The sequence below is a fragment of the Lentibacillus sp. CBA3610 genome (assembly GCF_013373365.1).
In the GTDB taxonomy this organism is placed as follows: domain Bacteria; phylum Bacillota; class Bacilli; order Bacillales; family Amphibacillaceae; genus Lentibacillus.
In genome coordinates this window covers 146,720-169,846 of sequence record NZ_CP035925.1, presented here as the reverse complement: position 1 = coordinate 169,846, position 23,127 = coordinate 146,720, and the positions used below count along the sequence as shown (strand labels likewise).

The 23,127-nt window shown below is 42.4% G+C and carries 31 protein-coding genes; 6 read left to right on the top strand and 25 right to left on the bottom strand.

The window, feature by feature from the left end:
* Positions 1 to 53 precede the first annotated feature (53 nt).
* From Len3610_RS00900 to csaA, 3 genes are read right to left on the bottom strand one after another with little or no spacing between them, the layout of a single operon-like run.
* A complete protein-coding gene (locus Len3610_RS00900; RefSeq protein WP_176446291.1) occupies positions 54 to 578 on the bottom strand; it encodes a GrpB family protein in 525 nt (174 codons plus the stop codon).
* 10 nt (positions 579 to 588) lie between these two features.
* Positions 589 to 891 carry a TIGR04104 family putative zinc finger protein gene (locus Len3610_RS00895; RefSeq protein WP_176446290.1) on the bottom strand — a complete coding sequence of 101 codons (303 nt, stop codon included), beginning with the start codon at positions 889 to 891 and terminating at the stop codon, positions 589 to 591.
* 30 nt (positions 892 to 921) lie between these two features.
* Entirely contained in the window at positions 922 to 1,254 is a 333-nt protein-coding gene (gene csaA / locus Len3610_RS00890; RefSeq protein ID WP_176446289.1) for a chaperone CsaA, read from the bottom strand.
* A 404-nt stretch (positions 1,255 to 1,658) separates the two neighbouring features.
* Between csaA and Len3610_RS00885 the strand changes: the two genes are divergently transcribed.
* On the top strand, positions 1,659 to 2,102 hold the full coding sequence (locus Len3610_RS00885; protein WP_176446288.1) for a DUF5392 family protein: 444 nt from the start codon (positions 1,659 to 1,661) through the stop codon (positions 2,100 to 2,102).
* 297 nt (positions 2,103 to 2,399) lie between these two features.
* Complete coding sequence (locus Len3610_RS00880) at positions 2,400 to 3,890, top strand: glycine betaine uptake BCCT transporter (protein WP_176446287.1); 1,491 nt, start codon at positions 2,400 to 2,402, stop codon at positions 3,888 to 3,890.
* Between the two features lie 497 nt (positions 3,891 to 4,387).
* On the opposite strand, the gene Len3610_RS00875 is transcribed toward Len3610_RS00880, so the two are convergent.
* The gene (locus Len3610_RS00875) at positions 4,388 to 5,296 is read right to left on the bottom strand and encodes a ketopantoate reductase family protein (RefSeq protein ID WP_369693667.1); all 909 of its coding nucleotides are present in this window, start codon (positions 5,294 to 5,296) and stop codon (positions 4,388 to 4,390) included.
* A gap of 186 nt (positions 5,297 to 5,482) precedes the next feature.
* Here Len3610_RS00875 and Len3610_RS00870 point away from each other — a divergent pair, with 186 nt between their 5' ends.
* Both Len3610_RS00870 and serA read left to right on the top strand, forming a co-directional pair.
* Positions 5,483 to 6,637, top strand: coding sequence for a pyridoxal-phosphate-dependent aminotransferase family protein (locus Len3610_RS00870; protein ID WP_176446285.1), 1,155 nt, complete (start codon positions 5,483 to 5,485; stop codon positions 6,635 to 6,637).
* Positions 6,638 to 8,221, top strand: a complete 1,584-nt coding sequence (serA, locus tag Len3610_RS00865) for a phosphoglycerate dehydrogenase (RefSeq protein ID WP_176446284.1) — start codon at positions 6,638 to 6,640, stop codon at positions 8,219 to 8,221.
* Between the two features lie 149 nt (positions 8,222 to 8,370).
* Here serA and Len3610_RS00860 read toward each other — a convergent pair whose 3' ends face one another.
* From Len3610_RS00860 to Len3610_RS00800, 13 genes are all read right to left on the bottom strand, one after another.
* On the bottom strand, positions 8,371 to 8,718 hold the full coding sequence (locus Len3610_RS00860) for a DUF4260 domain-containing protein (RefSeq protein ID WP_176446283.1): 348 nt from the start codon (positions 8,716 to 8,718) through the stop codon (positions 8,371 to 8,373).
* A gap of 92 nt (positions 8,719 to 8,810) precedes the next feature.
* On the bottom strand, positions 8,811 to 9,596 hold the full coding sequence (locus Len3610_RS00855; protein WP_176446282.1) for an HAD family hydrolase: 786 nt from the start codon (positions 9,594 to 9,596) through the stop codon (positions 8,811 to 8,813).
* Between the two features lie 200 nt (positions 9,597 to 9,796).
* Entirely contained in the window at positions 9,797 to 10,210 is a 414-nt protein-coding gene (gene fosM, locus Len3610_RS00850; RefSeq protein WP_176446281.1) for a FosM family fosfomycin resistance protein, read from the bottom strand.
* A 424-nt stretch (positions 10,211 to 10,634) separates the two neighbouring features.
* Entirely contained in the window at positions 10,635 to 10,928 is a 294-nt protein-coding gene (locus Len3610_RS00845) for a hypothetical protein (protein ID WP_176446280.1), read from the bottom strand.
* A gap of 421 nt (positions 10,929 to 11,349) precedes the next feature.
* Positions 11,350 to 11,499: a hypothetical protein gene (locus Len3610_RS00840; protein ID WP_176446279.1), complete on the bottom strand. Its 150-nt coding sequence runs from the start codon at positions 11,497 to 11,499 to the stop codon at positions 11,350 to 11,352.
* 66 nt (positions 11,500 to 11,565) lie between these two features.
* Complete coding sequence (locus tag Len3610_RS00835; RefSeq protein ID WP_176446278.1) at positions 11,566 to 11,835, bottom strand: DUF2651 family protein; 270 nt, start codon at positions 11,833 to 11,835, stop codon at positions 11,566 to 11,568.
* 137 nt (positions 11,836 to 11,972) lie between these two features.
* Positions 11,973 to 12,596: a hypothetical protein gene (locus tag Len3610_RS00830; protein WP_369693627.1), complete on the bottom strand. Its 624-nt coding sequence runs from the start codon at positions 12,594 to 12,596 to the stop codon at positions 11,973 to 11,975.
* Between the two features lie 341 nt (positions 12,597 to 12,937).
* Positions 12,938 to 13,198, bottom strand: a complete 261-nt coding sequence (locus tag Len3610_RS00825; protein ID WP_176446277.1) for a hypothetical protein — start codon at positions 13,196 to 13,198, stop codon at positions 12,938 to 12,940.
* 310 nt (positions 13,199 to 13,508) lie between these two features.
* Entirely contained in the window at positions 13,509 to 13,661 is a 153-nt protein-coding gene (locus Len3610_RS00820) for a hypothetical protein (RefSeq protein ID WP_176446276.1), read from the bottom strand.
* Between the two features lie 17 nt (positions 13,662 to 13,678).
* The gene (locus Len3610_RS00815) at positions 13,679 to 14,197 is read right to left on the bottom strand and encodes a GNAT family N-acetyltransferase (protein WP_176446275.1); all 519 of its coding nucleotides are present in this window, start codon (positions 14,195 to 14,197) and stop codon (positions 13,679 to 13,681) included.
* A gap of 124 nt (positions 14,198 to 14,321) precedes the next feature.
* Positions 14,322 to 14,507 carry a hypothetical protein gene (locus Len3610_RS00810; protein ID WP_176446274.1) on the bottom strand — a complete coding sequence of 62 codons (186 nt, stop codon included), beginning with the start codon at positions 14,505 to 14,507 and terminating at the stop codon, positions 14,322 to 14,324.
* Between the two features lie 49 nt (positions 14,508 to 14,556).
* The gene (locus Len3610_RS00805; protein ID WP_176446273.1) at positions 14,557 to 16,329 is read right to left on the bottom strand and encodes a putative ABC transporter permease subunit; all 1,773 of its coding nucleotides are present in this window, start codon (positions 16,327 to 16,329) and stop codon (positions 14,557 to 14,559) included.
* A complete protein-coding gene (locus Len3610_RS00800; protein WP_176446272.1) occupies positions 16,326 to 17,111 on the bottom strand; it encodes an ABC transporter ATP-binding protein in 786 nt (261 codons plus the stop codon). Before Len3610_RS00800 ends, Len3610_RS00805 begins: the two co-directional genes overlap by 4 nt.
* 333 nt (positions 17,112 to 17,444) lie before the next feature.
* Between Len3610_RS00800 and Len3610_RS00795 the strand changes: the two genes are divergently transcribed.
* Positions 17,445 to 17,630 (top strand): hypothetical protein, encoded by a 186-nt coding sequence (locus tag Len3610_RS00795; protein WP_176446271.1) that lies wholly within the window; start codon positions 17,445 to 17,447, stop codon positions 17,628 to 17,630.
* Between the two features lie 371 nt (positions 17,631 to 18,001).
* On the opposite strand, the gene Len3610_RS00790 is transcribed toward Len3610_RS00795, so the two are convergent.
* From Len3610_RS00790 to Len3610_RS00780, 3 genes are all read right to left on the bottom strand, one after another.
* Positions 18,002 to 18,289, bottom strand: coding sequence for a hypothetical protein (locus tag Len3610_RS00790; protein WP_176446270.1), 288 nt, complete (start codon positions 18,287 to 18,289; stop codon positions 18,002 to 18,004).
* Between the two features lie 98 nt (positions 18,290 to 18,387).
* Complete coding sequence (locus Len3610_RS00785) at positions 18,388 to 18,540, bottom strand: small acid-soluble spore protein P (RefSeq protein WP_176446269.1); 153 nt, start codon at positions 18,538 to 18,540, stop codon at positions 18,388 to 18,390.
* Between the two features lie 81 nt (positions 18,541 to 18,621).
* A complete protein-coding gene (locus Len3610_RS00780) occupies positions 18,622 to 19,254 on the bottom strand; it encodes a YczE/YyaS/YitT family protein (RefSeq protein ID WP_176446268.1) in 633 nt (210 codons plus the stop codon).
* Between the two features lie 291 nt (positions 19,255 to 19,545).
* On the opposite strand from Len3610_RS00780, the gene Len3610_RS00775 reads away from it, so the two are divergent.
* Entirely contained in the window at positions 19,546 to 19,944 is a 399-nt protein-coding gene (locus Len3610_RS00775) for a glycoside hydrolase family 25 domain-containing protein (RefSeq protein ID WP_176446267.1), read from the top strand.
* 53 nt (positions 19,945 to 19,997) lie between these two features.
* On the opposite strand, the gene Len3610_RS00770 is transcribed toward Len3610_RS00775, so the two are convergent.
* From Len3610_RS00770 to mscL, 5 genes are all read right to left on the bottom strand, one after another.
* Positions 19,998 to 20,957, bottom strand: coding sequence for an NERD domain-containing protein (locus Len3610_RS00770; RefSeq protein WP_255259869.1), 960 nt, complete (start codon positions 20,955 to 20,957; stop codon positions 19,998 to 20,000).
* 183 nt (positions 20,958 to 21,140) lie between these two features.
* Positions 21,141 to 21,299 (bottom strand): hypothetical protein, encoded by a 159-nt coding sequence (locus Len3610_RS00765; protein WP_176446265.1) that lies wholly within the window; start codon positions 21,297 to 21,299, stop codon positions 21,141 to 21,143.
* A 4-nt stretch (positions 21,300 to 21,303) separates the two neighbouring features.
* Positions 21,304 to 21,864, bottom strand: coding sequence for an SLOG family protein (locus Len3610_RS00760; RefSeq protein WP_176446264.1), 561 nt, complete (start codon positions 21,862 to 21,864; stop codon positions 21,304 to 21,306).
* A 24-nt stretch (positions 21,865 to 21,888) separates the two neighbouring features.
* Positions 21,889 to 22,497 carry a Dph6-related ATP pyrophosphatase gene (locus Len3610_RS00755; protein ID WP_176446263.1) on the bottom strand — a complete coding sequence of 203 codons (609 nt, stop codon included), beginning with the start codon at positions 22,495 to 22,497 and terminating at the stop codon, positions 21,889 to 21,891.
* Positions 22,498 to 22,562: 65 nt separating this feature from the next.
* The gene (gene mscL / locus Len3610_RS00750; protein ID WP_176446262.1) at positions 22,563 to 22,994 is read right to left on the bottom strand and encodes a large conductance mechanosensitive channel protein MscL; all 432 of its coding nucleotides are present in this window, start codon (positions 22,992 to 22,994) and stop codon (positions 22,563 to 22,565) included.
* Positions 22,995 to 23,127: the final 133 nt, after the last annotated feature.

Here is a 23,127-nt window from a genome sequence, read left to right as displayed (position 1 = left end):
TAGTTCTGCTTCCGGCTGAAGTGTTAACATTTTTGCCAAAAAACGCCACCCCCTTAGCCAATGCTTTTTCCCCGATGCCACGCCAGTGCCTTCCGCTCAGTTTCCTCGACAAACTGGTTCTTTCGCTCAATATAGGCATCCATATAAGCAGGAAAACGTGCAGCTAAACCCAATTTCAGCCGGCTGTAGCTGGACGCTTCATCGGGATGATTACGCAAATAGTCCCGAAACGCCAAATGCCGCTCAATATGGACACTACCTGCTTCAAACACATGAACATGATGCGTACGGTCGTCCCCGCCTTTCTGGAAAAAGCGGCGCCCAGGTATCCCATGTTCCCTTTTTGCTTCATAACCGATTCGTTCCATGCTGACGTTCAATCGATCGATCATGCCGATATCCCTGACGACCGGCATTATATCGATAACCGGTTTGGCATGCATTCCTTCCACAGATGTACTGCCAATATGGTGGATTTCAAGCACCCTGCCTCCAAAAATCTCTTGCAGCTTTCCCGCTTCAATATCAAACAGCAGCGGCCAAAGCGCGTCATAAGGAACCACGTCAACTTTCCGCATAATACTCCCCCTACCAATATGGCTCTTGTTCATTTGATAGTTTCAGAAAAAAGGGCATGATAATGATCAAAACGACACTTATCACGATTGCCAGGGCAAGAGCGATCCAAACCGTCATACCACTGATATATGGAATGATGAAAACAAGCGGTATCGGAATCAGACCGATTACCATCATTCTTCTTCCCGATGAGGCTGTTCCATATTGTCTTTCCCCGCAATACGGACATTTCATCGCCATACTGACTCGTATCAGACCTCTAAATGTTGTTCCCCAGGACCATTCTTTCCCGCAATTCTGACATGCAGGCATTCTCCTCCCCCTCTTCTATTTCATCATCTCCTATGAAATCCGTGTGCCATTCTTCACCGGTTCATCCGGGCTCAATAATACGACATCGTTTTCTTCCTGAACACCGCCAATCACGAGTACTTCTGATTTATAACCGGCTATCCGCATCGGCGGAAAATTGATCACGCCAACCACCTGCCTGCCAATAAGCTGATCAGGTTCATAACGTTTCGTAATTTGTGCTGAGGACTGCTTCATACCTATCTCTTTGCCAAAATCAATCTCTAATTTAAAGGCCGGCTTTTTAGCTTCCGGAAATGGCTCAGCCTTCATAACCGTTCCGACACGCATATCCAGTTCCATAAAGTCTTCAATGGTTGCCAATTTAACTCCCTCCAATATTTTGTAATGATCTATCTTTCAATATGGCCGTTTAAAACAAAAGCTAAAAGTGTATACAAATTATTATTTCGCCAAATGATGCGCGTAATCCTGCCTTTTCACTTTTAATGCAAAAATCTCTTATTCCAAGCTTTTAATATGACAAATAGTGGTTATCATTATATAATAAAGATAAGGAATAGTCTTCAGAATGTTCTTATTCAGCAAAGTCGTCATGTCGAAACAGTTTTATATTTTCGGCTTTGCTGGCAGCGAATAGTTGTTAGCAGGCCTTGCCAAAGTGGTCAGGTCTTTTTTCATACCAATTCAATCATTTTGATCAACTTACTGGACAGTTGATTCACGATAAACTTGATTCATAAATTTTTGAGGAGCGGATATCACGTATGAACCAATTTATGTCAAAAGGTATGCCAACATTTATTGAGAGAGAACTCGAAATTATTGATGAACTGGTGAAACCAAAACTTAAGAAAAGTTCCAAATATATGTTCATCGCCATTCCATTACTGAGCATTTCGATTATCAATCTATTTTTCATGCTGGTCATTACGGGTTACAATCAGGATATGTTGATCGCACTCGGTGTCTACGCACTATTAGGTGCCATTGGAGCTGCGCTGTTTAAAGAATCCAGGCATGTAAATAAAGAAATCCGACAAATCGGCATGGATCATATTATTAAACGGATTAAGGACAGCGAGCATGTGAATGATTATAAGAAAAATGAGTACATCAATAACGTTAAAGCCAAACCAAAATTCAGCTTGCAGACCTTTTTTAACTTCCTGTCAGAAGAACAGCGACGGAAAAAGATGATGGATAACTGAACGTAACTGGAGGTCCCCTTATGATGGTGTCTCAATTTTAATTTATATACAAAATCTGACGCCGGAAAAACCCTTGGTACTCCATATTAAGCGGCCGTTCCCAATTCAATTTGGAATGGCCGCTTTTTTGTTAATATACCATTTATGTGTGGCATTGTCCTAAGAATAATATTTGTAATTCCTGTAGAATTCCGTATAATAATAAAATAGCATTATTTAACAAAGGGGGAGAATCTCAGGTTTTTGGATTAGTTGATATTGTAATCGTCATTACGTCAAAAAATTTTAGGGGGCTTCATGAAGAAAGTATCACGTGTTTTTTACATCACTGTCGCTTTAGTCATCATAACCGTCATATTCGGGGCGTTATTCCCGGCTCAATTTGAACAAATAACCGGAAACATCCAATCCTTTGTTGCTACAACATTTGGATGGTATTATATGCTCCTCATGTCCGCACTTGTCATCTTTTCCATTTTTATCGCTATAAGTCCATATGGGCAAATCCGGCTCGGCAAAGATACTGACAAACCGGATTTCTCTACACCAACATGGGTTGCCATGCTGTTTTCGGCTGGTATGGGTATCGGGCTTGTATTTTATGGTGCAGCTGAACCATTATCCCATTATATGTCAGATGCGCCGACCGCTGAAGCAGGATCCGATCAAGCATTCAAGGAAGGGCTGTCCTATGCCTATTTCCACTGGGGTCTTCACGTTTGGGCCATGTACAGTATTGTCGCACTGGCACTGGCATTTTTCCAGTTCCGTAAAGGTGAACCCGGATTGATTTCTTCAACATTGAAGCCATTGTTCGGCAAAAAAATGAATGGGCCGCTTGGTACATTGATCGATGTGCTTGCCGTCTTCGCAACAGTGTTTGGTGTGGCTACATCACTCGGCTTTGGCGCCGTGCAAATTAACGGCGGACTGTCTCACCTGTTCGGTATTGACGTTGGTTTCAACTCACAATTCGTTATTATTTCTATTGTGACACTGCTGTTTCTCATCTCAGCATGGTCCGGTTTGAGCAAAGGCATCAAATATTTATCCAATACGAATATGGTACTTGCCATTATACTGCTGATTGCCGTGTTGATTGTAGGACCGACATTGCTCATCTTGAATATGTTCACTGAGACATTCGGTATGTATATGCAAAACCTGATACAAACAAGTTTTATGACCGCACCACTTGAAAGCGATAATCGCGGCTGGCTGGATGCATGGACCATTTTCTACTGGGCATGGTGGATATCGTGGGCACCGTTTGTCGGTATGTTTATCGCCCGGGTATCACGCGGACGTACAATCCGCCAATTTTTGACCGGTGTCCTGATTTTACCGACACTGCTTGTTTCCATCTGGTATGCAGCATTCGGTACGACAGCCGGTGACGTGCAAAACAGTGGCATTGAGCTGACACAATTTACGACCGAACTGGTATTGTTTAATATGTTTGATCAATTACCGTTGGGGATCATCCTATCGATTGTCGCGATTCTGCTGATTGGGTCATTCTTTATTACATCGGCAGACTCGGCAACATTCGTTCTCGGGATCCAATCGACACATGGTTCATTGGAGCCGCCAAACAAGGTGAAAATTGCGTGGGGGATCGCACAATCCTCTGTTGCACTGATTTTACTTTATGTCGGCGGACTGCAAGCCATTCAGAACACGATTATTGTCGCGGCACTTCCTTTCTCGTTTGTGATGATACTCATGGTCATTGCGTTGTTTAAGGCATTGGACAAGGAATCTCGGATCATCAAAGGACGGGAATAGGAAAATTTTTATGAACAAAATCCCCCTGCATGCTGGGTGCAGGGGGTAAAAATGGGATTCTAAAACAGTAAAAAGGTCAGAGTCTGTTTTTAAAAACTATTAATCAAAACTGGCTCCAAGAAATTGCGTTAATCTTTAGCGGGCACATATCACATCGTTCATTTATGTCAGCGTAATGGTGTTACTTAGAAAAAACTACTCGGCTGCCGAATGATGTATTCTCTCTGACATTTCGGTTGGTTTTATCCCTTCGTTTTGTCAGTGATAAGCGCTTTCTCGGACATCTCGGCTGGTTTATCCCTTCATTTTGTCAGTGATAAGCATTCTCTCGGACTTTTCGGCCGGTTTTTCTCTTCGTTTTGTCAGTGATAAGCGTTCTCTCGGACGTTTCGGCTGGTTTTTCCCTTCGTTTTGTCAGTGATAAGCGTTCTCTCGGACTTCAATCTAAAATTATATCCAAAAAAATGATGCATATAACTGATCTGAAAAATTAAATCCTATAAGCCCTGTTCAAATGGTTTGATCATCCCTAAAACAGCCCTGGTATACGGCACATTCAAGTTCACTTCCTCGGCTAAACGTACCGCACCACCCTGTAAATGATCTGCCTCAAGCTGCAGTCCTTTCCTTCGATCTTTATGCATGGATGAAGTCGCTTCAGGATCCAGTGAATGTACATTTTGAAGAGCCGCTTCAACATCGGAGTCAGTAATATCTGCTCCATATTTTTTTGCCAGGTTTTGCATTTCACGAAGCATCATTTCGCCAATATGAAGTGTTTCGGGATGCTCACGGACTGGACCTATTGGCAGGTTGGCAGCTGTCGTCACCCCTGACAAGGCTGTGATGAACATATATTTTTTCCAGAGCTCCAACGTAATGTCGGAACTATGTTTGGAGATAAATCCGGCATTCTCGGAGATTTCCGCCAGCTTCTTGCAGATTTTATCCTGAGAAGGTTCAAGCTCGCCAAAAATCAACTGATGCATATCCCCTGACTGTTCTGCGTGGCCTTTATCGTTCAGCGTGGCAAAAATATATGACAGACCACCAAGTATATATTCCTTGCCCAGTTTTTCCTGCAAAATCCTGATATGTTCGATGCCGTTTAATACCGGGAGCACATAGGCACCTTTAGCCCTTAATGATTTCAAAGCGTCCAGTGTGCCCTCCAAATGAAATCCCTTTACACTGACAAGCACAACATCTGCAGACTGAATCTCATTGACATCCGTCACGACTTGTGGATTTTTCAGTTCGTAATCGCCGTGTGTACTATTAATCTTCAATCCGTTTTCTTTAATTTCGGCCGCTCGTTTCTCCCTGACTAAAAATGTTACATCCTCTCCGGCTTCAATCCAGCGCCCGCCAAAATAAACACCTAAAGCACCGGCACCCAATACCACAATACGCAAAATAATCCCTCTCCTCTATATGGTCAGTTGTTAATTTTAAGAATACGCCTAATTGCGTAATATGTCTATCCGGTAGAACCGAATTATCGGAATTAATTAAACTGATTGACAATAACGGCATATTTGCTATGATAGATAAATCAAACAACCGTATTCATGATAGAAAGGAGATATAGCATGCTGCCGGATCAACAATTTTTGCGCATTCCTGGCCCTACCCCGATTCCACCAAGTGTCAACGGCGCGATGAGCCAGCCGATGATTGGTCACCGCGATCAGGAAACAAACGATTTATTACATACCATAAAACCAAAATTAAAACCTGTATTTGGTACAGATCAGGATGTCCTGATTATCTCAGGGAGCGGAACGGCTGGCTTGGAGGCTGCAGTCGTCAATGCCGTCCAGCCGGGTGATGAAGTGCTCGTTATTGTGACAGGTGCATTTGGTGACCGCTTTGCCCAAATTTGTACGGAATACGGGATTGCCACCCACCGTATTGATATTGAATGGGGGGAAGCCATAGAACCGGAATCAATTCAGGAATACCTGAAAAAGCACCCTGACATTAAAGCGGTTTTTGCTACATTTTGTGAAACATCCACTGGCGTGTTGAATCCTGTTCAGGAGGTTGGCCAGGTTATCCAGCAGCATTCAGATGCCTTATTTATTGTCGATGGTGTTTCCGGTATTGGCGGTGTGAACATGGAAATGGATGCCTGGGGAATTGACATCCTCATAACCGGTTCGCAAAAAGCCCTGATGCTCCCGCCAGGATTGACATTTATGGCTGTGAGTGAACGCGCCTGGAATGTTATTGAAAAAAATGACCGTCCATCCTTTTATTTTGATTTAACGAAATATCGCGATCAGCTGGCGAATGACTCAACACCGTTCACACCTGCTTTATCGCTGTTGTTTGGCTTGAAACAGGTGCTTGAACTTCTGGACCAGGAAGGCCTTGAAACAACTTTTTCCAGACACCGGCAAATGATGAACATGACAAGAGCGGCTTTTCAGGCACTCAGTATTCCGCTTTTAACGAATGCTCAAGCCGCTTCACCCACAGTGACTGCTATCAAGGCGGATGATTTTGACCCGGATACACTCCGGAACGTTCTCAAAAATGAATTTGGCCTGTTAACAGCCGGCGGGCAGAAGCATCTGAAAGGCAGGATATTCCGAATCGGTCATATGGGCTATTGTTCACCTGCCGATATTTTGCAGACAATCAGCATCATTGAAATCGCGTTAAATAAAATCGGCAAACCCATTGAGCTTGGAAAAGGGACACGGGCAGCCCAGGAAATTATGCTTTCAGGAGGTTCGTAAATGTTTCATATATTAATAGCAGACCCCATCAGTGATGAAGGCCTCGATGTTTTGTATACCAACGAAAATGTAACAGTCGTCAAAGATACCGGCTTGAAACCGGACGAATTGGAAAGCCGGATTCCGGAATTCGATGCATTATTGGTGCGGAGCCAGACCAAAGTAACACGCAGTATAATTGAAAAAGCTGAAAACCTGAAAATCATCGGACGTGCCGGTGTCGGTGTCGATAACATCGATCTCGATGCAGCCACTGAAAATGGGATTATTGTCGTTAATGCACCGAACGGCAACACCAATTCGGCGGCAGAACATACCATGGCGATGATTATGGCCCTTTCCCGGAAAATCCCCCAGGCCCATTTGGCGTTGAAAAATGGCAAGTGGGAACGGTCGGAGCATGTCGGTGTTGAACTTAAAAATAAAACACTCGGTATTGTCGGCCTCGGCCGTATTGGTACGGAAGTCGCTTACAGAGCCAAGGGACAGCGGATGAATGTCATCGCTTATGATCCATTTTTGACCGAAGAAAAAGCCGACACGATGGGCATTGAATACGGTGAACTTGAAAATGTTTTAAAAGAAGCTGATTACATTACCGTCCACACCCCACTCATGAAAGAAACACGGCACATGATCGGACCGGAAGCGTTTGACCTTATGAAAAATAGCGTATATATCATCAACTGTGCACGCGGCGGAATTATTGACGAGGATGCTTTATATGATGCGCTTAGCTCCGGAAAGGTAGCCGGCGCTGCAATTGATGTGCTGGAAGAAGAACCATTCCAGGATCATAAACTGCTTGAATTGCCGCAAGTGGTTGCCACACCGCATTTAGGCGCCAGCACCGTTGAAGCACAGGAAAATGTCGCCATTGATGTCTGCCATGACGTCTTAAGGCATTTGACAGGTGACATGGTCAAAAACCCGGTCAACTTGCCGGCTGTTCCGAGTGATGTTCTCAGTCAGATCGAGCCTTATTTTAATTTGGCTGAAAAACTGGGCATGTTCCTGATCCGATTGACAGATGATGTTCCGGAAGAAGTGAACATCTATTATTCCGGTGCTCTCTCAGACGTGAAAATAGCACCGATTACAAGAAATGCTGTCAAAGGCTTGCTGCAGCGGCACCTCGGCAGTCGTGTGAATGATGTAAATGCCCTGTATCTTGCCGAGAAGAAAGATATCAGTATCCATGAGAACCGGACCTCAACCACGAAGGGTTTTACCAACTTAATGACAGTTGAAGTGAAAACAAAATCAGGTGTGCGCAGTGTTTCCGGAACGCTGCTGAATGGATTGGGAGCCCGTATTGTCCGGGTTGACCACTACAGCGTGGACGTTATGCCAGAGGGACACATTGTCATCATCCACCATAAAGACCTGCCCGGTGTCATCGGCAAAATGGGAAGTCTTCTGGCCGAACACGACATCAACATTGCCACCATGCAAGTTGACCGCTCCAATATCGGCGGTGATGCCATTATGATTTTGACCATTGATAAATATGCGGAACAACAGGAATTGGAAGCTTTGAAAGAGCTCGAGGAAATTAACGCCGTGACAGCTATGGATTTGTGAGAAGGACATGAAGGATAATGTAATGGATTGGATACTGCCTGAAAAATGATTAGATTTAAAAAGACATAACAATCGAATGAACGCATAAAACGCTTGGATTAACGAATAAACCCAAGCGTTTTTAACTTTTCTGGATGATTTTCTTGGCTTCACAGCCGATTTAAATGGTTTTCGTTAAAGCCGGATGGGTACTTCAGGCCGTAGCCAATCATCCTGTCCATACCAATATGGGCAGTCCATATCAGACCTATCGCCAGCACAATTGCGTTTACAAACAGTAAGCCGCAAAGCACGACCGCTATTGCCATGCTATACGTATGGAATAAATTGTATATCCATGCCCCAGCTTTGTTACTGATCAGATAACCCAGCATTGAGATATCCGGTGCCAATAGTAAAACGAAAAATAACAGCCAGCTGAATTCAAAAAATGCATATAAGGAAAGTGTCAGCAATAAGACCATAAACCCTTCAATATGCAACAAAAATCTGTTCATAACCTTCCCCATTCCCGCCCCTGTATCATTAATTTTCTCAAAACTGAAATTCCTTTTGAATCTTTACTGTACTGAACAAATTTTGGCATCTATCAATCGATTCGTTTCAATACGTTCAAAAGTTCTTTTAACCGTGATATTTCATATGTCGGGCTGATATCATGAGCTTCAACGTTATGATGGTTAATCCAGACCGATGAAACCCCTGCTCTCGATGCTCCCAATATATCCGAATTCGGATTGTCACCCACCATGAGTGCTTCATCTTTCCGGGCAGATAATAGCATGAGCGCGTGCTCAAAAATCGATGGATCCGGTTTCCCTTTTCCAAATGCGCCCGAGATGACAATTTGATCAAAATAGGGGGTTAATTCCGGTGTTATATTTAATTTTGTCTGCTGCAGATCAGGCGATCCATTTGTCAGCATAAGCAGCCGATAGTTATCACTTAATGTATCCAACACATCAAATGTTTCCTCATAAACAAACTGACTTTTATTGCGCTCGGCCTGAAATTTTTCCGCTAGCTCGATTGCCAGTTCCGGATCATCGACACCCGCTTCCTTTAGTGACCTTGTCCAGGCTTGTTTCCGGTATTCCGGAGCAATTGCTCTCAATCGCTCGAATGACTTCCCTTCATCATCAAAATCAGCCCACAAACCTTCAAACGGACTGATTCCGATCATTTCAGTAAACTCGTACGTATCATAAGTGGCAAACAGTTCCTGCGCATTTTTTCGGATCTTTTCTTCCAGCAAATCCGGACGTACATCCGATTTTTGTGCCGCCAGAAGGCAAGTTGCTGCAAATGCTTCATCAACACTTTTCTCATCCCAAATCAACGTATCATCCAAGTCGAACATAATTGCTTTGAGCATGTGTGTCACCTCTGCTTACATGATAGGTTTATAGTATCACGTCGGTTGAAAACTGTATATACCGATTTACGTGTGCATTTTTATGCAGATGCAGTTTGAATTCGGGATTTTCATTGTGAACTCCAGTATATAAATTGTGAATTTCGGGATTCTTAATGTAGACCTTGGGAAATTCTAGCCAAACTTCGGAATCCATCCGTTTATTTGAAAAATTCCATATGCGGCTTGTCCGCTTTATAATATTCCAGCCGCTCCTGCAATGTCCCTGTATGAAACTCGAATTTATGTCCATCCGGATCCGTGAAGTAGATTGATTGCCTGTCCCGCTCATCCCTCGGCCGGCCGGTTAAAATAGTCACATCAAGCCGCTCCAATTTGTCATACATATCATCAAATTCCGCCTCATCAATCGAAAAAGCCGTATGTGTATAGGACTCATGTATGTCATTCCGCGGAATATCTTTTTCCACATTCAACGCCAGCCACAAACCATCCAAATCGAAATATGCTGTACTTCTTCCCTTGACCAATAACCTCGCACCAAAAACTTCCTGGTAAAATTCAATCGATTTTTCCAAATCTGACACAGAGAATAGCAAATGGTTGATTTGCATTGTACCCCTCCCAATCTTTGGCATTTTTTGGAATGAAGCTTTTTTGATAAACCTTCTTTTTACTACTATCGAAATGCAATTAAAAAAAGTGTCGTAATTGGTATAAATTTTTTTAAATACATGCCCCTTTTTTGCTGCTTCTTTCGATTGTAGGAGTGAAAGGAGGTTTGGTTAAGATTGCGGCGCTTATGAATCCGTTTCACTTTCCGGGTAGAAAAGCCACCCGTATTCAGGCAGCTCAACAAATTCAACGATAATTTCGATCATTTCTCCGCTTGTCGATAAACTTTTTAATCATCGGATAGATAATTGGCCCATATTTGATTAGCCGCTTAATCAGCTTCTTCACAAGATCTCCTCCACTTACATGATCGTTTAAACGTATTATTCCTTATTGATTTAGAATTAAAACAAGATAGAGAAATTAATCGATCATACTTAAAATGAAGGGTATAGCTAACAATAATAGGGCTGTGGCTGACAGTGTTTGTACTGCTTTTTTTGGAAGCTTTTGACGCCCTTCACCCGTATACCAGCCGGAAAACTGCCAGCGATTCCGGTACAGTATAAAAAGAAACACATATATACCCAGGCCGCCGATCCATTGATACTGCTCTGCGGCTATACCATCGTAAATATTATTGAGTATTAACCATAACAAGCCCCCAAATAGTGCAAATATTAGAATGATCCGTAAGAGTTCGAGGATGATGCGCATAATAACCACCTTTTCCTTGGTCCGAGTGATAATCAATCTACTGACAAATCCATAAGGTAAAAATAACTAGCCATTATTCCCGAATGCTGCCAACGCTCCCAACCCAGGACTTGACAAATTTGATGATTTAGCTAAGAACGAACGACTTTTGATTTGTCATTTTATGGAATGATCCGCTGTAGTTTGCAGCGGGGCCGCTATAGATTGCTCTAATTCCGCTATAACTTAGGCGTAAATCGCTATAGTTTGCGTGAAATTCGCTATAGATTGGAATAAAATCGCTGTAGATCAGCAACGAATCGTGTCCGCCTACTAAGACTCACTGCTGAACCCCAATTATTCTTCCGACATGGAGTGCAGATAAGCCGTATTCCATAAATTATTATAAATCCGCTGTAGTTAATACAGTTTTGACCTTCCACTATTCCTCATACTGAATCATAGCCACAACACTTCCAAACCCGGCAGCAATTTGAATGTCGATAATCGTAACATATTCTTCTTCAATGAAACGATTGATTTTCTTTTCCAATCCGCCTGACGTCATCGCGTCCAATATTTTGACTTTCACTGTGATTCCTCCATTGTTTAGTTTACTAATGCTTTTTTATGAATCCGATTAAACTATTCCTGTCAGTTACCTGGATAAGTGAATGCCATTATTCTTACCTTGCTTTTTTGAAGATAACGACTTAACTAAGAAGCCGGATAAAAATGACAACAATGTATACAGGACTGCCCAAAACCAAAATGAGGTGTTATATACTGTAAAGGTTGCAATAACTGCTATAATCGCGATTATTATTGGTGTTAGATAAATGTTTTTAAAGATATAATACCCAAGAACGCCTAATATCAGCGAAACAATTGGGAAAACAAATATGATGAATATGACAAATTGAGCCAAATGTTTTACCCCCTTATCGCCGGGTTTTCTTTTCACGTCGACTGACTAAGAAATAACCCTGCCTTTTATTCCAGAATGGCATCCTTTTATGGAAAATCAATTTATGAAATTTTCCTGCTTTCCAAAGCATCCCATCATCACAGAACCATTTTTAAAATCTCTTCCACCCATTGAGGCTGTTCTTCAATCTCGACCTTTTCACATAAATACTTATGAACTTTCTTAAATTCAGGAACAATCTCCTTTATAACATTTAAAATTTCGTTTGGATCTCTGCTGCTGTGCCATTGCGCAAGAAGAGATAATTGCCAATCCTTCAGTTCACTTCTTTTACCCTCAATTTTCGCCCAATCGCCAAAGGTATTGGGTTGAATTTCTGATTTCATATACCAAGCGATCGCCATTGACATTCGTAAATTATCCAAACAATGCAAAGCATAATAAATCTCTTCCCGCATTATTCTTCTATAAGCCTCGTGAAAATTAGCAAAAAAATTTGCTCTCCACAACTCAACCTCTTGAACACTTGGGAAGTAGGATAAATTCAGTGACTGTTGTTTCACTTCATTGACAAAGCCGGCAGGATCGTGGACAACCTTGATATTTTGAAGCCAAATTGATGGCTGAATATCCTTCGTTGTGTAATAAAAAGTATCCACTTTTATAAAGGTGTCGAAGTGAGCAATACTAAATGATGTCCATGGAAGGTCCTCGAAAAACAAAACTCGGCCCCAGTTTCTGGCCCTTTGTTTTTTATTCAACCTGTATTCTTCATACATTTCATCTTTAACCACTATACGTAGGTCAATATCAGAATACAAATCGGTATTTTCTTCTCCTATTGAACCTCCGTAAAAACAGCCAAAACAGCTTCATCATTGATCAGGTCTCTTTCAATTGCATTTATTAATGCCTGGCGATGCTTCGGAATTTCGAGATCTCTATTTTTGTGTTTTGAATCAAATCCCACACATAACAAATCAGCTCCTAACGTTTTACCTTATGGCGATCACTCTGATTGATCTTCACACGGTGATTAATCATGATTTTATTTAAGAGGTCTTTTCATATTTCCGATGTAGTGATATAGTTTTAAACTTCATTATACTTGGCCATTCCGAATCTTTTCTTTCATTTCATCTGAAGTAAAGTAGTTTTCTTCTTCTATATCTTTTTTAGCCTGCCGCAATTTTTGTTTTAACTCAGGATATTTCTCAACATCTTCTGCTACAGTTGTTTCCGTATCGTCTTTATTATCTAATGCTACAATTTTATATTGGCGTCCATTAAATTCAAATAACTCATCGTTATCTTGAATAATATCTTCCAATACCTTAGCCGTTTGGGCATCAATCTTTTTCATGCAAAACCGCCTCCTGACTTCATTTTACCATGATGTGATGCAATTTTTTATCAACTGGTACGACTTATACAATGTTGTCAATAAAAGTGTTCTCGCATCTGAATGGCAGGGCAGCATTTTGTATCATTTATGTATGGGAACAATTATGTTACTTCAGCCACCATGAACCGATTGCTATAAATAAAGCTACGACTATCACCATCAGTGCTAAATACCAATCAGGGACGTGAAACATACTAACCGAAAATAACATTATATGCCCCCTTCACATAATTAAGGACTCCCTCGACAAGTACCACTTGAATTTGCGCTACCATATTTCACCTAACTCAGTCTGATTGCCATCCGTATCCAGTAAAACCGCTATGATACCCCAATCAAATTCGAGACGTTTTTCAATAAAATGAGCACCACGACTTTCCAGGTGCTTACCGCTTCTTTCAACTACAACGAATCGTTCCAAATTCCTTGAAATTCATGTTAGCCCTCTTTCGCAAGTTTATCAAGATCCTGCCAGCCATATGCAATCTCTTTCAACTTCACACCGGCAATCGTCATGTCCGATGTATCAACATATTTCCCGCCAAGCTTTTCATAAAAGTATGTGGCATCATTATCTTCCAGCACCCATACCAGCATGGAATTGATCCCATTCTGTAAAAGTTCCTCAGCTACTGGCTTAACCAGTTTTTTACCGATTCCTTTACCCTGATATCCCTCAAAAATATAAATCGCATAAAGTTCCCCTTCGTATTCATCATATTTTCCTTCTCGCTCCTTGCCGCCTGTTGAAAATCCGATAACTTCTCCGTCTTCGGTTTCTGCGACAAAGACACTCATTTGCGTCACATTTCGCTCCCAAAGTTTTGTGCGATCCTCGTAGTTTAAACTGTTCAAAAACGCATCAGGAACAATGTTTTTATAGGTCGTCCGCCAGCTGTCGACGTGGACTTTGGCAATACTTGGTGCGTCCTGCCGGGTTGCTTTTCTGATTTTCATTGATCGGAAGCCTCCTTTACAGAATGATTCATATACGTGGATGGATCCAGCGCGTTTCCTTCAGTGACAATTGCTGTTAATCCTTTTTCTGAACGCGTTTCATGCCACTCGCCTTTCCATGCCTCTAATTTTCATCCAAATCATCCTTAGTGTTAGATTTTTCCCTATGCTTCTTCTTCAGCATCTTCCCCACTTCTGAATTATCGATTCCATGCCTGACTGCAACAGTAATGACAAGGTAGGCGATGTATAAAGCGAGAGCGTATATAAGTACAGTAAAAAGTATCCCGATTCCGGAAATAGTAGACATATAAAATCCCCCTCTTTTTTATTTTAAAAGGGGTCTGTCCCTCACCACATTAACGCTTTAGCATGGTAGGGGACAGACCCCCCCTATTTTTTAGTGACGGTTTTGATTTCGTACTCTGTACCATTTCAATTTCGATTCCCTGATCAATTTTACGGGCGCTCATCATGGTGAATAGATACGAAATACCTAATGAAAAAATGAGCATGAGCAGAATACCGGCAATGGAGACCATGACCGGACTGGCAGCCTTCCAGCTCAACACTGTATAAACAAACCCGGCTACAGAGCCAAAGAAACCATCAATATCCTGGCTGAGGATTTGTGCAAAATCCATTACCTCAACCGGAATCAAAAGCATCACAAACGGAATCAACGCAAAGAACAGATACACATAGGAAGCAATCATGAGAATGAAAGCTGTGCCGAATTTCAGTCTGTTTTGCGGATTATCCGGGTTATATTTTGCACCAAGTGTACCAAGCCACATCCCAATTCCACTGATACCAACCGTGATAACAGCTTTCATGGCGATACCGGCCATAAATTGAACTGCTGACCATCCGAAGAACAGGCCAATCACGATCTCAACAACAGTCAAAATGACAAACGGAAGCAGCCAGCTGATCCATAGTTTGCCGAATGCGATATCTTTTCCGGATAATGGCAGGATGTGCAAAATCCAGACTGACCTTGCCTCCCTGGCGATGGTTGAACTGGCAATCTGCCCATTGAACATGGCATAGATGAATAACAGAATTGCCTGCGTGATCGGCCAGGTCACTTCACTCGGGCCGCGCAAATCACTGAGGCCGCCACCACTTGCAAGGAACCCGGCAAACCCGAATATAAAAAAGAAAATTAGCGGCATGAACACGAGCCATTCCCGTACGTCGCGTTTGATCGCATACCATTCTTTTTTTCCGACAGCGATGACCGGATGATTCAGTTTTGGACCCGATTTTTTTACGGCACCTTTCTTTCGCTTCTTCCCGCCACCTTCACTCAATTTTACCCAGCCGGTCCGGAAACCACGTTCTACCAGTGTTGATGTCAAAATGAAGAAGATGACTGCCAGCACCACAATCATGACTAGCGGCAGCAGGAAACCAATCGATCCCGAAACAGCACCAATAATGGCATCACTCGCCCATGTGACCGGTACCCATTCCGGAAACAGCGGTAATCCAGCTAAAATCATTTCAGATAACGGACGATCATTTACCATGGTCGGCATCATGAATAATAAATAGACAAAAATACCGGATAAGAAACTCATGACCGTCATGAATTCATTTACTTTGCTTGCCGGAACGACCTGCACAAGCAGCAGGTTAAATAAATAAGCGATCGAAAGCCCGATGACGATGACAGACAAAAGGACAATCAAAACGACCGGGTAATACAGCAAATTTGCACCGATAAAAGCACCATAAACGAATAATGGAACGATATAAAGAACGAATACCAATAACGGAATGCCAACGAAGCTCTGCAAATATTTGACCCAGAAAATATGGCGTGTCGGAATCGGCATCGTAAACAGCAAATTAAGATCGGTCGCCGAATACAGATGCTTGAACACTTGCGGCAGTCCAAGCAGAATGATAAATCCAATAACGATTAAAAATCCGTATGTCAGTATACCGGCAAATACCGGTTCTGTTATGACATCACTAAGCGCCCAGATCCCTGCCGAAAACCAATAAAGCAGAATCCCGAATACCGCAAACATCACAAAATAACCGAAATAATTTTTGCCTGGCTGTGATTTCAGCGTGTTGATGAAAATTTTCCACTGATTTCGCAACAGAGCCTTCATCATTTGGCATCACCGTCATCGTCGGACATTTCATTGATGATGGCCTGCTGATCCTCGCCGCCGGTCAACTCAAGGAAGATATCCTCCAGACTTTGTTCAGCGTCCTCTCCTGCTTTCAATTCATCCATAGTTCCAAGTGCTATAATGTCACCTTCGAAAATAATACCCACCCGGTCACACATTTGCTCAGCAATCTCGAGAATATGCGTGGAGAGAAAGACTGTCATGCCATTATCACAAAACTCACGAAGCAGATTTTTCAGATTGCGTGCGCTCTTCGGATCCAGTCCGACTGTCGGCTCATCCATGAACAATACATCCGGTTCATGCACCAGTGCACCGCAAATGGCGATTTTTTGCTTCATTCCATGTGAATAGCTTTCAATTAAATCATTCGCCTGTTCAGTCAAGCTGAAAATCTGTAAAAGCTCATTTGCTTTAGCTTGGAATTGATCTTTTGGCAGCCGGAAAACCGACCCAACGAACTCGAGATAATCCCATCCCGTCAATTTGGGGTAAAGATTCGGCTGGTCAGGCACGTAAGCAATTTTTTCTTTCGCTTTGAGCGGATGTTGCCAAATATCGATGCCGTTGATTTCAGCAGATCCGCTCGTCGGCTCCAGCAGCCCGGTAAGCATTTTAATCGTCGTCGTTTTCCCTGCCCCGTTTGGCCCAAGAAACCCGAATAGTTCGCCTTTATTTACTTCAAGATTAAGACTTTTGGCTGCTTCATGTTTTCGATATGATTTTGTCAGATTAGTTAATTTGATTGATTCGCCTTCCATCGTCTTCCCCCTCATATAGTCAGCAACACTTCATTCAGCGAGGCGTATTTCCGCGCTTAATGCTAGTTAAACAGTATCGCGGATTGGTAACCCCCGTTTTTTGAGAGTTTATTGTCCGTAACTTGTGATACAGATCCTGCGTTCATTATAGCAGAGATTTACGGTTGTTAATGCCCCGATTTTTAAAAGTGACGTTTAGGGTGTCAAGCTAAATAACAGAAAATTCGATTAACTTTAAAGAAACTAACAAAAAAGAACATATTAAATTTTGGCTCATGATAGCGGTGTTTTTTGTCGGAATGATTGTCATAATGGGACTGACGGGGTAAAATAATGGTAAGGCGTGATGTCATGCGGTTCATCGCCAGTAATGAAACTATAGATAGAGCATCCAGGTTCGATCTTTATTTATTTAAGCTGCTGCATGTTCTTACGTTTAAAAGGACGGTCTGGATTCCGACGAAAATATGTGAGATAGAGCGGGCTAATGAGCAAAAGAATAACCGGATTGTTTATTGAAACATTTAATGGGGTATTCTAAATCGGGAATACCCCACTTATATGACATCTAACAAGATTCTTCCCATTATACTGTAACAGGTGTAATGATGATCTACAGCGATTTTCCCTCCAACTACAGCGCATTTCTTTCAAACTACAGCGTTTTCCGGTCCATCTACAGCGAATACACTCCAATCTACAGCGGGGAGCTGCAAACTACAGCGTTTTTGGAATAAACTACAGCGCATCCTGTAATTTTTAACATAATTCTCTCATGAAAACGCCAGTAAATCTTCTCTATCACAGATTGTCCAAAATATTCGCTATCCCGTACCTAAGTTCGTACTAAAAAGCCCTGAAACGCTAGCGCATAAATTGCCGCAAACATTTCAGGGTTTTTCTTCGTCACCATATGGCATTTTTGTTATCACAATCGGATCGTTCAAATTCGCGTTTGGTATTTGCTGCGGTTCGAATTTTTCCGGCATTGCTTCGATCTCCTGTGCTTCCGGTGGGAGTGGTTCATCAACAGAATCCCGAATAATAAACTCCCGATCCGCTACGTCAGACTTTGCTTCTGTCTGTTTAACAGCCGATCCTGAGTTGTGCTCTGAATCCGCATTTCCGCAGCCTGCTAAAATTAATCCGACAACCATCATTATAAAAAGTTTTTTCAATCGTACCACACCCTCATTTAAACATATGACTGTTGACATTATCCTACCACATTAAAAATAGCACACAAATAAATTTGCGTGCTATTTTTATCAGCGTGCTACATATCATGATGCGGATTGTGTTTTTGCCGTGAATGGTTCCGCTGTTTCACTTTGTGGGAGCCCTGCATCGGTTCGCCATATGGCTGTTTCGGGCTTTTTGGCAGATTTGGTTTTTCCTGCTGTTTTGGTCCTTTGGGTTTTCCGCCCATAATCTTTTCCTCCTTTGCGATTTCACGCATAGGTTTTGACGAGAAAAAGAATTCTATACCGCAGCGAAAAACTTGCCGCAATCAGGAAACCAAATTTTCACCGCGCTTCCGATTACCTCTTTTTAACATGTTCACATATGGTAAAAAGAAACTGATAATGACCCCGGAAAATAATGCGTTGATTAATGTGCCGATGCCAACTGCTCCTCCAAAACTGACAGCCAGAATGACAAGCACGATGCTAATGGCTGCGCGCGAATAGGACACATTCCAGCCGGTCAGATTTGATATGACAAGCATGGAGCGGTCCATCGGGTTTGGAGCAATAGTTGACTGCAGATAAAATGCTACGCCAAGTGCCATTAAAATCGTCCCAATTAAAAGCGCTGCCCATTCCCCATACCACGTGACAGGTGTCACAATGTCGCCAAGCAAGAAAAGCCATGTATCAATGCCGATTCCGGTCACAAAGGACGTAATCAGGGCAAAGAATTCCGGCCTTTTTTTCGCTGCCAGGGCATTACACAAAATCATCGTCAAACCAACAATTATTTCAAAACTGCCAACCGTCAGCCCAAACGTACGGTGCAGCCCGACCAGAAGCGCATCAAACGGCGAAGCGCCCATTGTTGATTCGATGGTCAATGCAATGCCAAACGTCAGAATAATAAGCCCTGTAAGATAAAAATGTACGCCTGCACGAATCAGCCGCATGATACCACTCCCTTCCTATTTAGCGTCTAAACATCTATATTAAAATTAAATTTCAGCCTGTGTGTACCGGCAAAAACTTTATTTAACTGCCTCAAATTTAAGACCGTTCTTGTAGTGTAACAAAGGTTATCAAAAGAAGAAACGTTTTAACTCTTCTATAAATGTCGCAAAATTGCTCTTAATGACAGCACGGACTGACACGTGCCTTTTTTCGACATAGACTTCTCTCAAGCCTATACAAATTTTTCTTTTCATTAATACACTGCTATAGAGCTTTAAGGGAGGTCTTATATGGGGAGATCCCAAATTTATTATATCATTGGATTAGGACTTTTGATTGCAGCGCCTTTAATTTTGGCCTTATTATTGAACATTTCATCCGACCAGCCTGATTCACCATCAAACGGAGACGAAAACGGTCAGAACGGTGACAATGAGCAGGAAATTTACTGGGGTGTCGACTCTGCCAGTTATACCGATGAAAACATATACCAGTGTGTCAATGAAAACTTCGGTGAGCCGGAAGTCTGGGGACGGTACCTCGGGGATAAAGAAGGTGTTTCAGCCGGAATGGATACGAACGAAGTCAATCTTCTGCATGACAATGATGTACGCATCTTAGTTATTTACAATCATTTCAATGAAGCAACAGGTTATGATCATGGCGCCAGACACGCTTGGAATTTGTGAACTTTATCATTTTAATTGTGAACTTTAGCGGATTTACTGTGAACTTCAGCATTTTAAGTATGAACTTTAGCGTTTTCATTGTGAACTTTATCATTCACCAGTTTATCAATGTCAATTTTATACCTTCTCCCACTTGTTTTTCCAAATTCCTGAAAATTTTCTTGCTGAATTAATCGCTTAGCTGTATGGATGGATTTCAACTGCAAAAAATCCCTCGCCTGCCGATTATTAATATAATCTCCGGCCAACAGCGCGTAGTCAGCCAAAGCTGGCCGGTGCGCCGTTTTAGAAACACAACTGCACGACGGACACCACCATTTCCCGCTCTTCCAACGCATTGGTACCGCACTGCATGCTGGACAGATAACACCTTTTATCAGATCGCTATAGTCAATACCAAATTTCTCCATCCCATCAGCGTCTTCAGGTACATGCTCATTAAGAAGCCGCCAGGAAATCTCCATTAAATGGTCCTCAGAAATCAGTGGAGATTGATGTTTATTCATCAATGTTTCAATTTTGGAGAGTACTTTGTCGCGATGCATCACGATATCAGAAATGATTTTATCGTTGGTGAGGTTTCGGAGGTAGGTGTCATCACGGCTGTAGACGACAATTTTTTCGATTGGGAGAAGCGGAAAACCATGCTTGCGGAGCCAATCCAGATACCTTCTCTGCTGCATGTTTATCTGTTCAACGGGGTTGGCAAAAACGTCCACTTTCCCATCAATTTCCCGGTAAGTCTGCCCCATATCGTCAAAATTCATATTGTCATAAATATTTTTCACTTCCATTATCAGATGAAACCAGCGGGATAATATAAGAAAATCAATTTGAAAATGTCCATAGAGATCGGGAATTCTCACATAATGAAGGATGTGAAATTCGTCTTCCGGAAGAAATTGGAGATGATATTTCATGGAGCTTTCGCCTTTGTAGCCTGAGAGAAGATTCACAGCCCGATTACTGATGGTTTTCTTGGAGGAATGGCTGGCGGGAGTTCGGCGGTCCATTGACTTTGCAAACAGTATATGCTCGGGGATTTCAAGAGGTTTAATAAACATGGAGCACAGCCTTTCTTATTTAGTTTTTCATTCTCTTACCTTATTTCGACACGATTCATGAAAATCCTGCATAATCGCTGTAATTTTTAAAATAATGTTGCGTATGATTTTCAGATAGAATTAGTGCCCCGTTCATGTGTGCTGAAAAGAATATGTGACAATTTGAGCCAAATAAATGTGAACTTGAGCCGGAATTGTGACAGTTTGAGCCGATATCTCGTAAACTTGAGCCAATTGTGTGACAACTTCAGCCAAACAGCCAATTTCACCACCGCAATCAGGCAATTCCACCACGCTACATCCAATAATCCGGGTCCATCATCCGCATTTCTTCCACCGTGTCCTCGAGATCAGCCGGGGTAATCAAATAAACCGGATAATCGCCTGTCTTTGCAGCCTGCTGTGCCTCCTGATGAAAATAACGATTGCTCGCGGGAAACGCCTCATCCAAAAGCAGTAGGCAACCGTCACTTTTGTCAATCAGCCATTTGTTGTTAGCCTGATACTGATAGGGACCGCTGTAGCCACCTTTATAAAGCGGTCGAAAAAAGTCCGCTGCTGCCGTCAATTCCTGATAAACCTGCTGTATTGGTTCGGGCCAGCGTTCTTCCTGGTTTTCAAATGGCGGAATCACAGCAAGTTTAAGCCCATATTGTTCACGCAGTTCCAGTACTGCTTCACCGGCCCACAGCTCAACGCCCATTTTGCCGGAAATAATCACCCACTCCAGGCCCTCCTCAACAAATCCGATCAGCCGCTTCTCGATTGCTGCTTTTATAAATTGAATCCGCTCGTCATCCGGCTTGAATATGTTAATCTCCATTGGTTTATAGCCTGTCACTGCCAATACTTTCAAAGCGCTCGCCGCCTCCATTCCTTATCATCTGTCTGGTACCGCCCGAAAAATCGGTCCATCGTGCACATATGTATGGTATTCACCGGATTCACCCATTGGACAAACATCATCATACCCTAAAATATCTTCCACAAATCCATCATCAACAATCCGGCTAACCCAGCTATCCGGTAATTTCGCTGCATCAACCTTGATTATTTCCGCCTCAAAACCAAGCGCTATAAATTCGCGCAGCAAGCGGACCACTTCCTGTTGATCTGACCACAGTGGATAGACAGCCTCAACGCCTGCTTCTTTTGCGACCTGTTCACCCCACTTGCGGTGCCCCTCAAGATAAATATCACCAAACGCCATCCCATCAATGCCATAATGCTGCTTCATCTCGTTTATATGAAAAATAAAATCATTCGTGTATGCATTAAAATCCGTCTCGATAAAATGAACAGGAATATCCAGCCGCTCAGCCTGTTTCTCAACACGATCGCGCCTTTCCTCGTGTGCAACCGTTTCGCCCTTCCCCTTCCATACAGTCGTCAGCAGGCAGCGCACATCAACGCCCTGCTCAAGCAAGTAATAAAGCGCCAGGCAGCTGTCCTTCCCGCCGCTGAATGATAGAGCTATCTTTTTAGCCATTCGATCCCCTCCCCCAATTTATCACTCAATATCATATTACGTGATGCACAGACATTTATCAAAAACTACTCTTCCCTGTCTTTCCTTGTGCCTACATTAACGACCATTTTCTTTTTAGCTTTTTGTTGATTACCATTTTTTAACAGATCATGGATTTCTGAGAGCAATTTTTCTTTTTCATCCGGTTTGGGTGTCTTTTTCGAATCCTCCTCACGTCTTACCTTTCCGACTAAACGTATGAAAATAAAGATGGATACTGAAATAACCGCAAAATCAAATACAGATTGCAAGAATTCACCATATAGCACGTCCACATTCCGGACTGTATACGTTAAATTCGTAAAGTCCACCCCGCTCCCCAAAACACTTGCCAATGGCGTGATAATGTTTTCGACAAGCGATGTGACAATTTTTCCGAAAGCTGACCCGACAACGACCGCAACTGCAAGATCCAGAACATTTCCTTTCAGCGCGAATGCTTTAAAATCCGCCCACATGTATACCATCCTTTTTGCAGGGTTTGTACTGATTTTATGCCTGATAGAAAATAAATAATACAAATCGGCCTTGTTCTGATACCATGAAAAACAGATGGTTATATAGTAAACTGAAAACATACATCATTCTTTA

Excerpts from the sequence above, each read along its gene's own strand:
- Len3610_RS00900 (WP_176446291.1), bottom strand. The coding sequence starts at position 578 with ATGCGGAAAGTTGACGTGGTTCCTTATGACGCGCTTTGGCCGCTGCTG.
- Len3610_RS00895 (WP_176446290.1), bottom strand. The coding sequence starts at position 891 with ATGCCTGCATGTCAGAATTGCGGGAAAGAATGGTCCTGGGGAACAACA.
- Len3610_RS00885 (WP_176446288.1), top strand. The coding sequence starts at position 1,659 with ATGAACCAATTTATGTCAAAAGGTATGCCAACATTTATTGAGAGAGAA.
- Len3610_RS00880 (WP_176446287.1), top strand. The coding sequence starts at position 2,400 with ATGAAGAAAGTATCACGTGTTTTTTACATCACTGTCGCTTTAGTCATC.
- Len3610_RS00870 (WP_176446285.1), top strand. The coding sequence starts at position 5,483 with ATGCTGCCGGATCAACAATTTTTGCGCATTCCTGGCCCTACCCCGATT.
- serA (WP_176446284.1), top strand. The coding sequence starts at position 6,638 with ATGTTTCATATATTAATAGCAGACCCCATCAGTGATGAAGGCCTCGAT.
- Len3610_RS00860 (WP_176446283.1), bottom strand. The coding sequence starts at position 8,718 with ATGAACAGATTTTTGTTGCATATTGAAGGGTTTATGGTCTTATTGCTG.
- Len3610_RS00855 (WP_176446282.1), bottom strand. The coding sequence starts at position 9,596 with ATGCTCAAAGCAATTATGTTCGACTTGGATGATACGTTGATTTGGGAT.
- fosM (WP_176446281.1), bottom strand. The coding sequence starts at position 10,210 with ATGCAAATCAACCATTTGCTATTCTCTGTGTCAGATTTGGAAAAATCG.
- Len3610_RS00845 (WP_176446280.1), bottom strand. The coding sequence starts at position 10,928 with ATGCGCATCATCCTCGAACTCTTACGGATCATTCTAATATTTGCACTA.
- Len3610_RS00825 (WP_176446277.1), bottom strand. The coding sequence starts at position 13,198 with ATGAAAAAGATTGATGCCCAAACGGCTAAGGTATTGGAAGATATTATT.
- Len3610_RS00815 (WP_176446275.1), bottom strand. The coding sequence starts at position 14,197 with ATGAAAATCAGAAAAGCAACCCGGCAGGACGCACCAAGTATTGCCAAA.
- Len3610_RS00810 (WP_176446274.1), bottom strand. The coding sequence starts at position 14,507 with ATGTCTACTATTTCCGGAATCGGGATACTTTTTACTGTACTTATATAC.
- Len3610_RS00805 (WP_176446273.1), bottom strand. The coding sequence starts at position 16,329 with ATGATGAAGGCTCTGTTGCGAAATCAGTGGAAAATTTTCATCAACACG.
- Len3610_RS00800 (WP_176446272.1), bottom strand. The coding sequence starts at position 17,111 with ATGGAAGGCGAATCAATCAAATTAACTAATCTGACAAAATCATATCGA.
- Len3610_RS00795 (WP_176446271.1), top strand. The coding sequence starts at position 17,445 with ATGGTAAGGCGTGATGTCATGCGGTTCATCGCCAGTAATGAAACTATA.
- Len3610_RS00785 (WP_176446269.1), bottom strand. The coding sequence starts at position 18,540 with ATGGGCGGAAAACCCAAAGGACCAAAACAGCAGGAAAAACCAAATCTG.
- Len3610_RS00780 (WP_176446268.1), bottom strand. The coding sequence starts at position 19,254 with ATGCGGCTGATTCGTGCAGGCGTACATTTTTATCTTACAGGGCTTATT.
- Len3610_RS00775 (WP_176446267.1), top strand. The coding sequence starts at position 19,546 with ATGGGGAGATCCCAAATTTATTATATCATTGGATTAGGACTTTTGATT.
- Len3610_RS00770 (WP_255259869.1), bottom strand. The coding sequence starts at position 20,957 with ATGGACCGCCGAACTCCCGCCAGCCATTCCTCCAAGAAAACCATCAGT.
- Len3610_RS00755 (WP_176446263.1), bottom strand. The coding sequence starts at position 22,497 with ATGGCTAAAAAGATAGCTCTATCATTCAGCGGCGGGAAGGACAGCTGC.
- mscL (WP_176446262.1), bottom strand. The coding sequence starts at position 22,994 with ATGTGGGCGGATTTTAAAGCATTCGCGCTGAAAGGAAATGTTCTGGAT.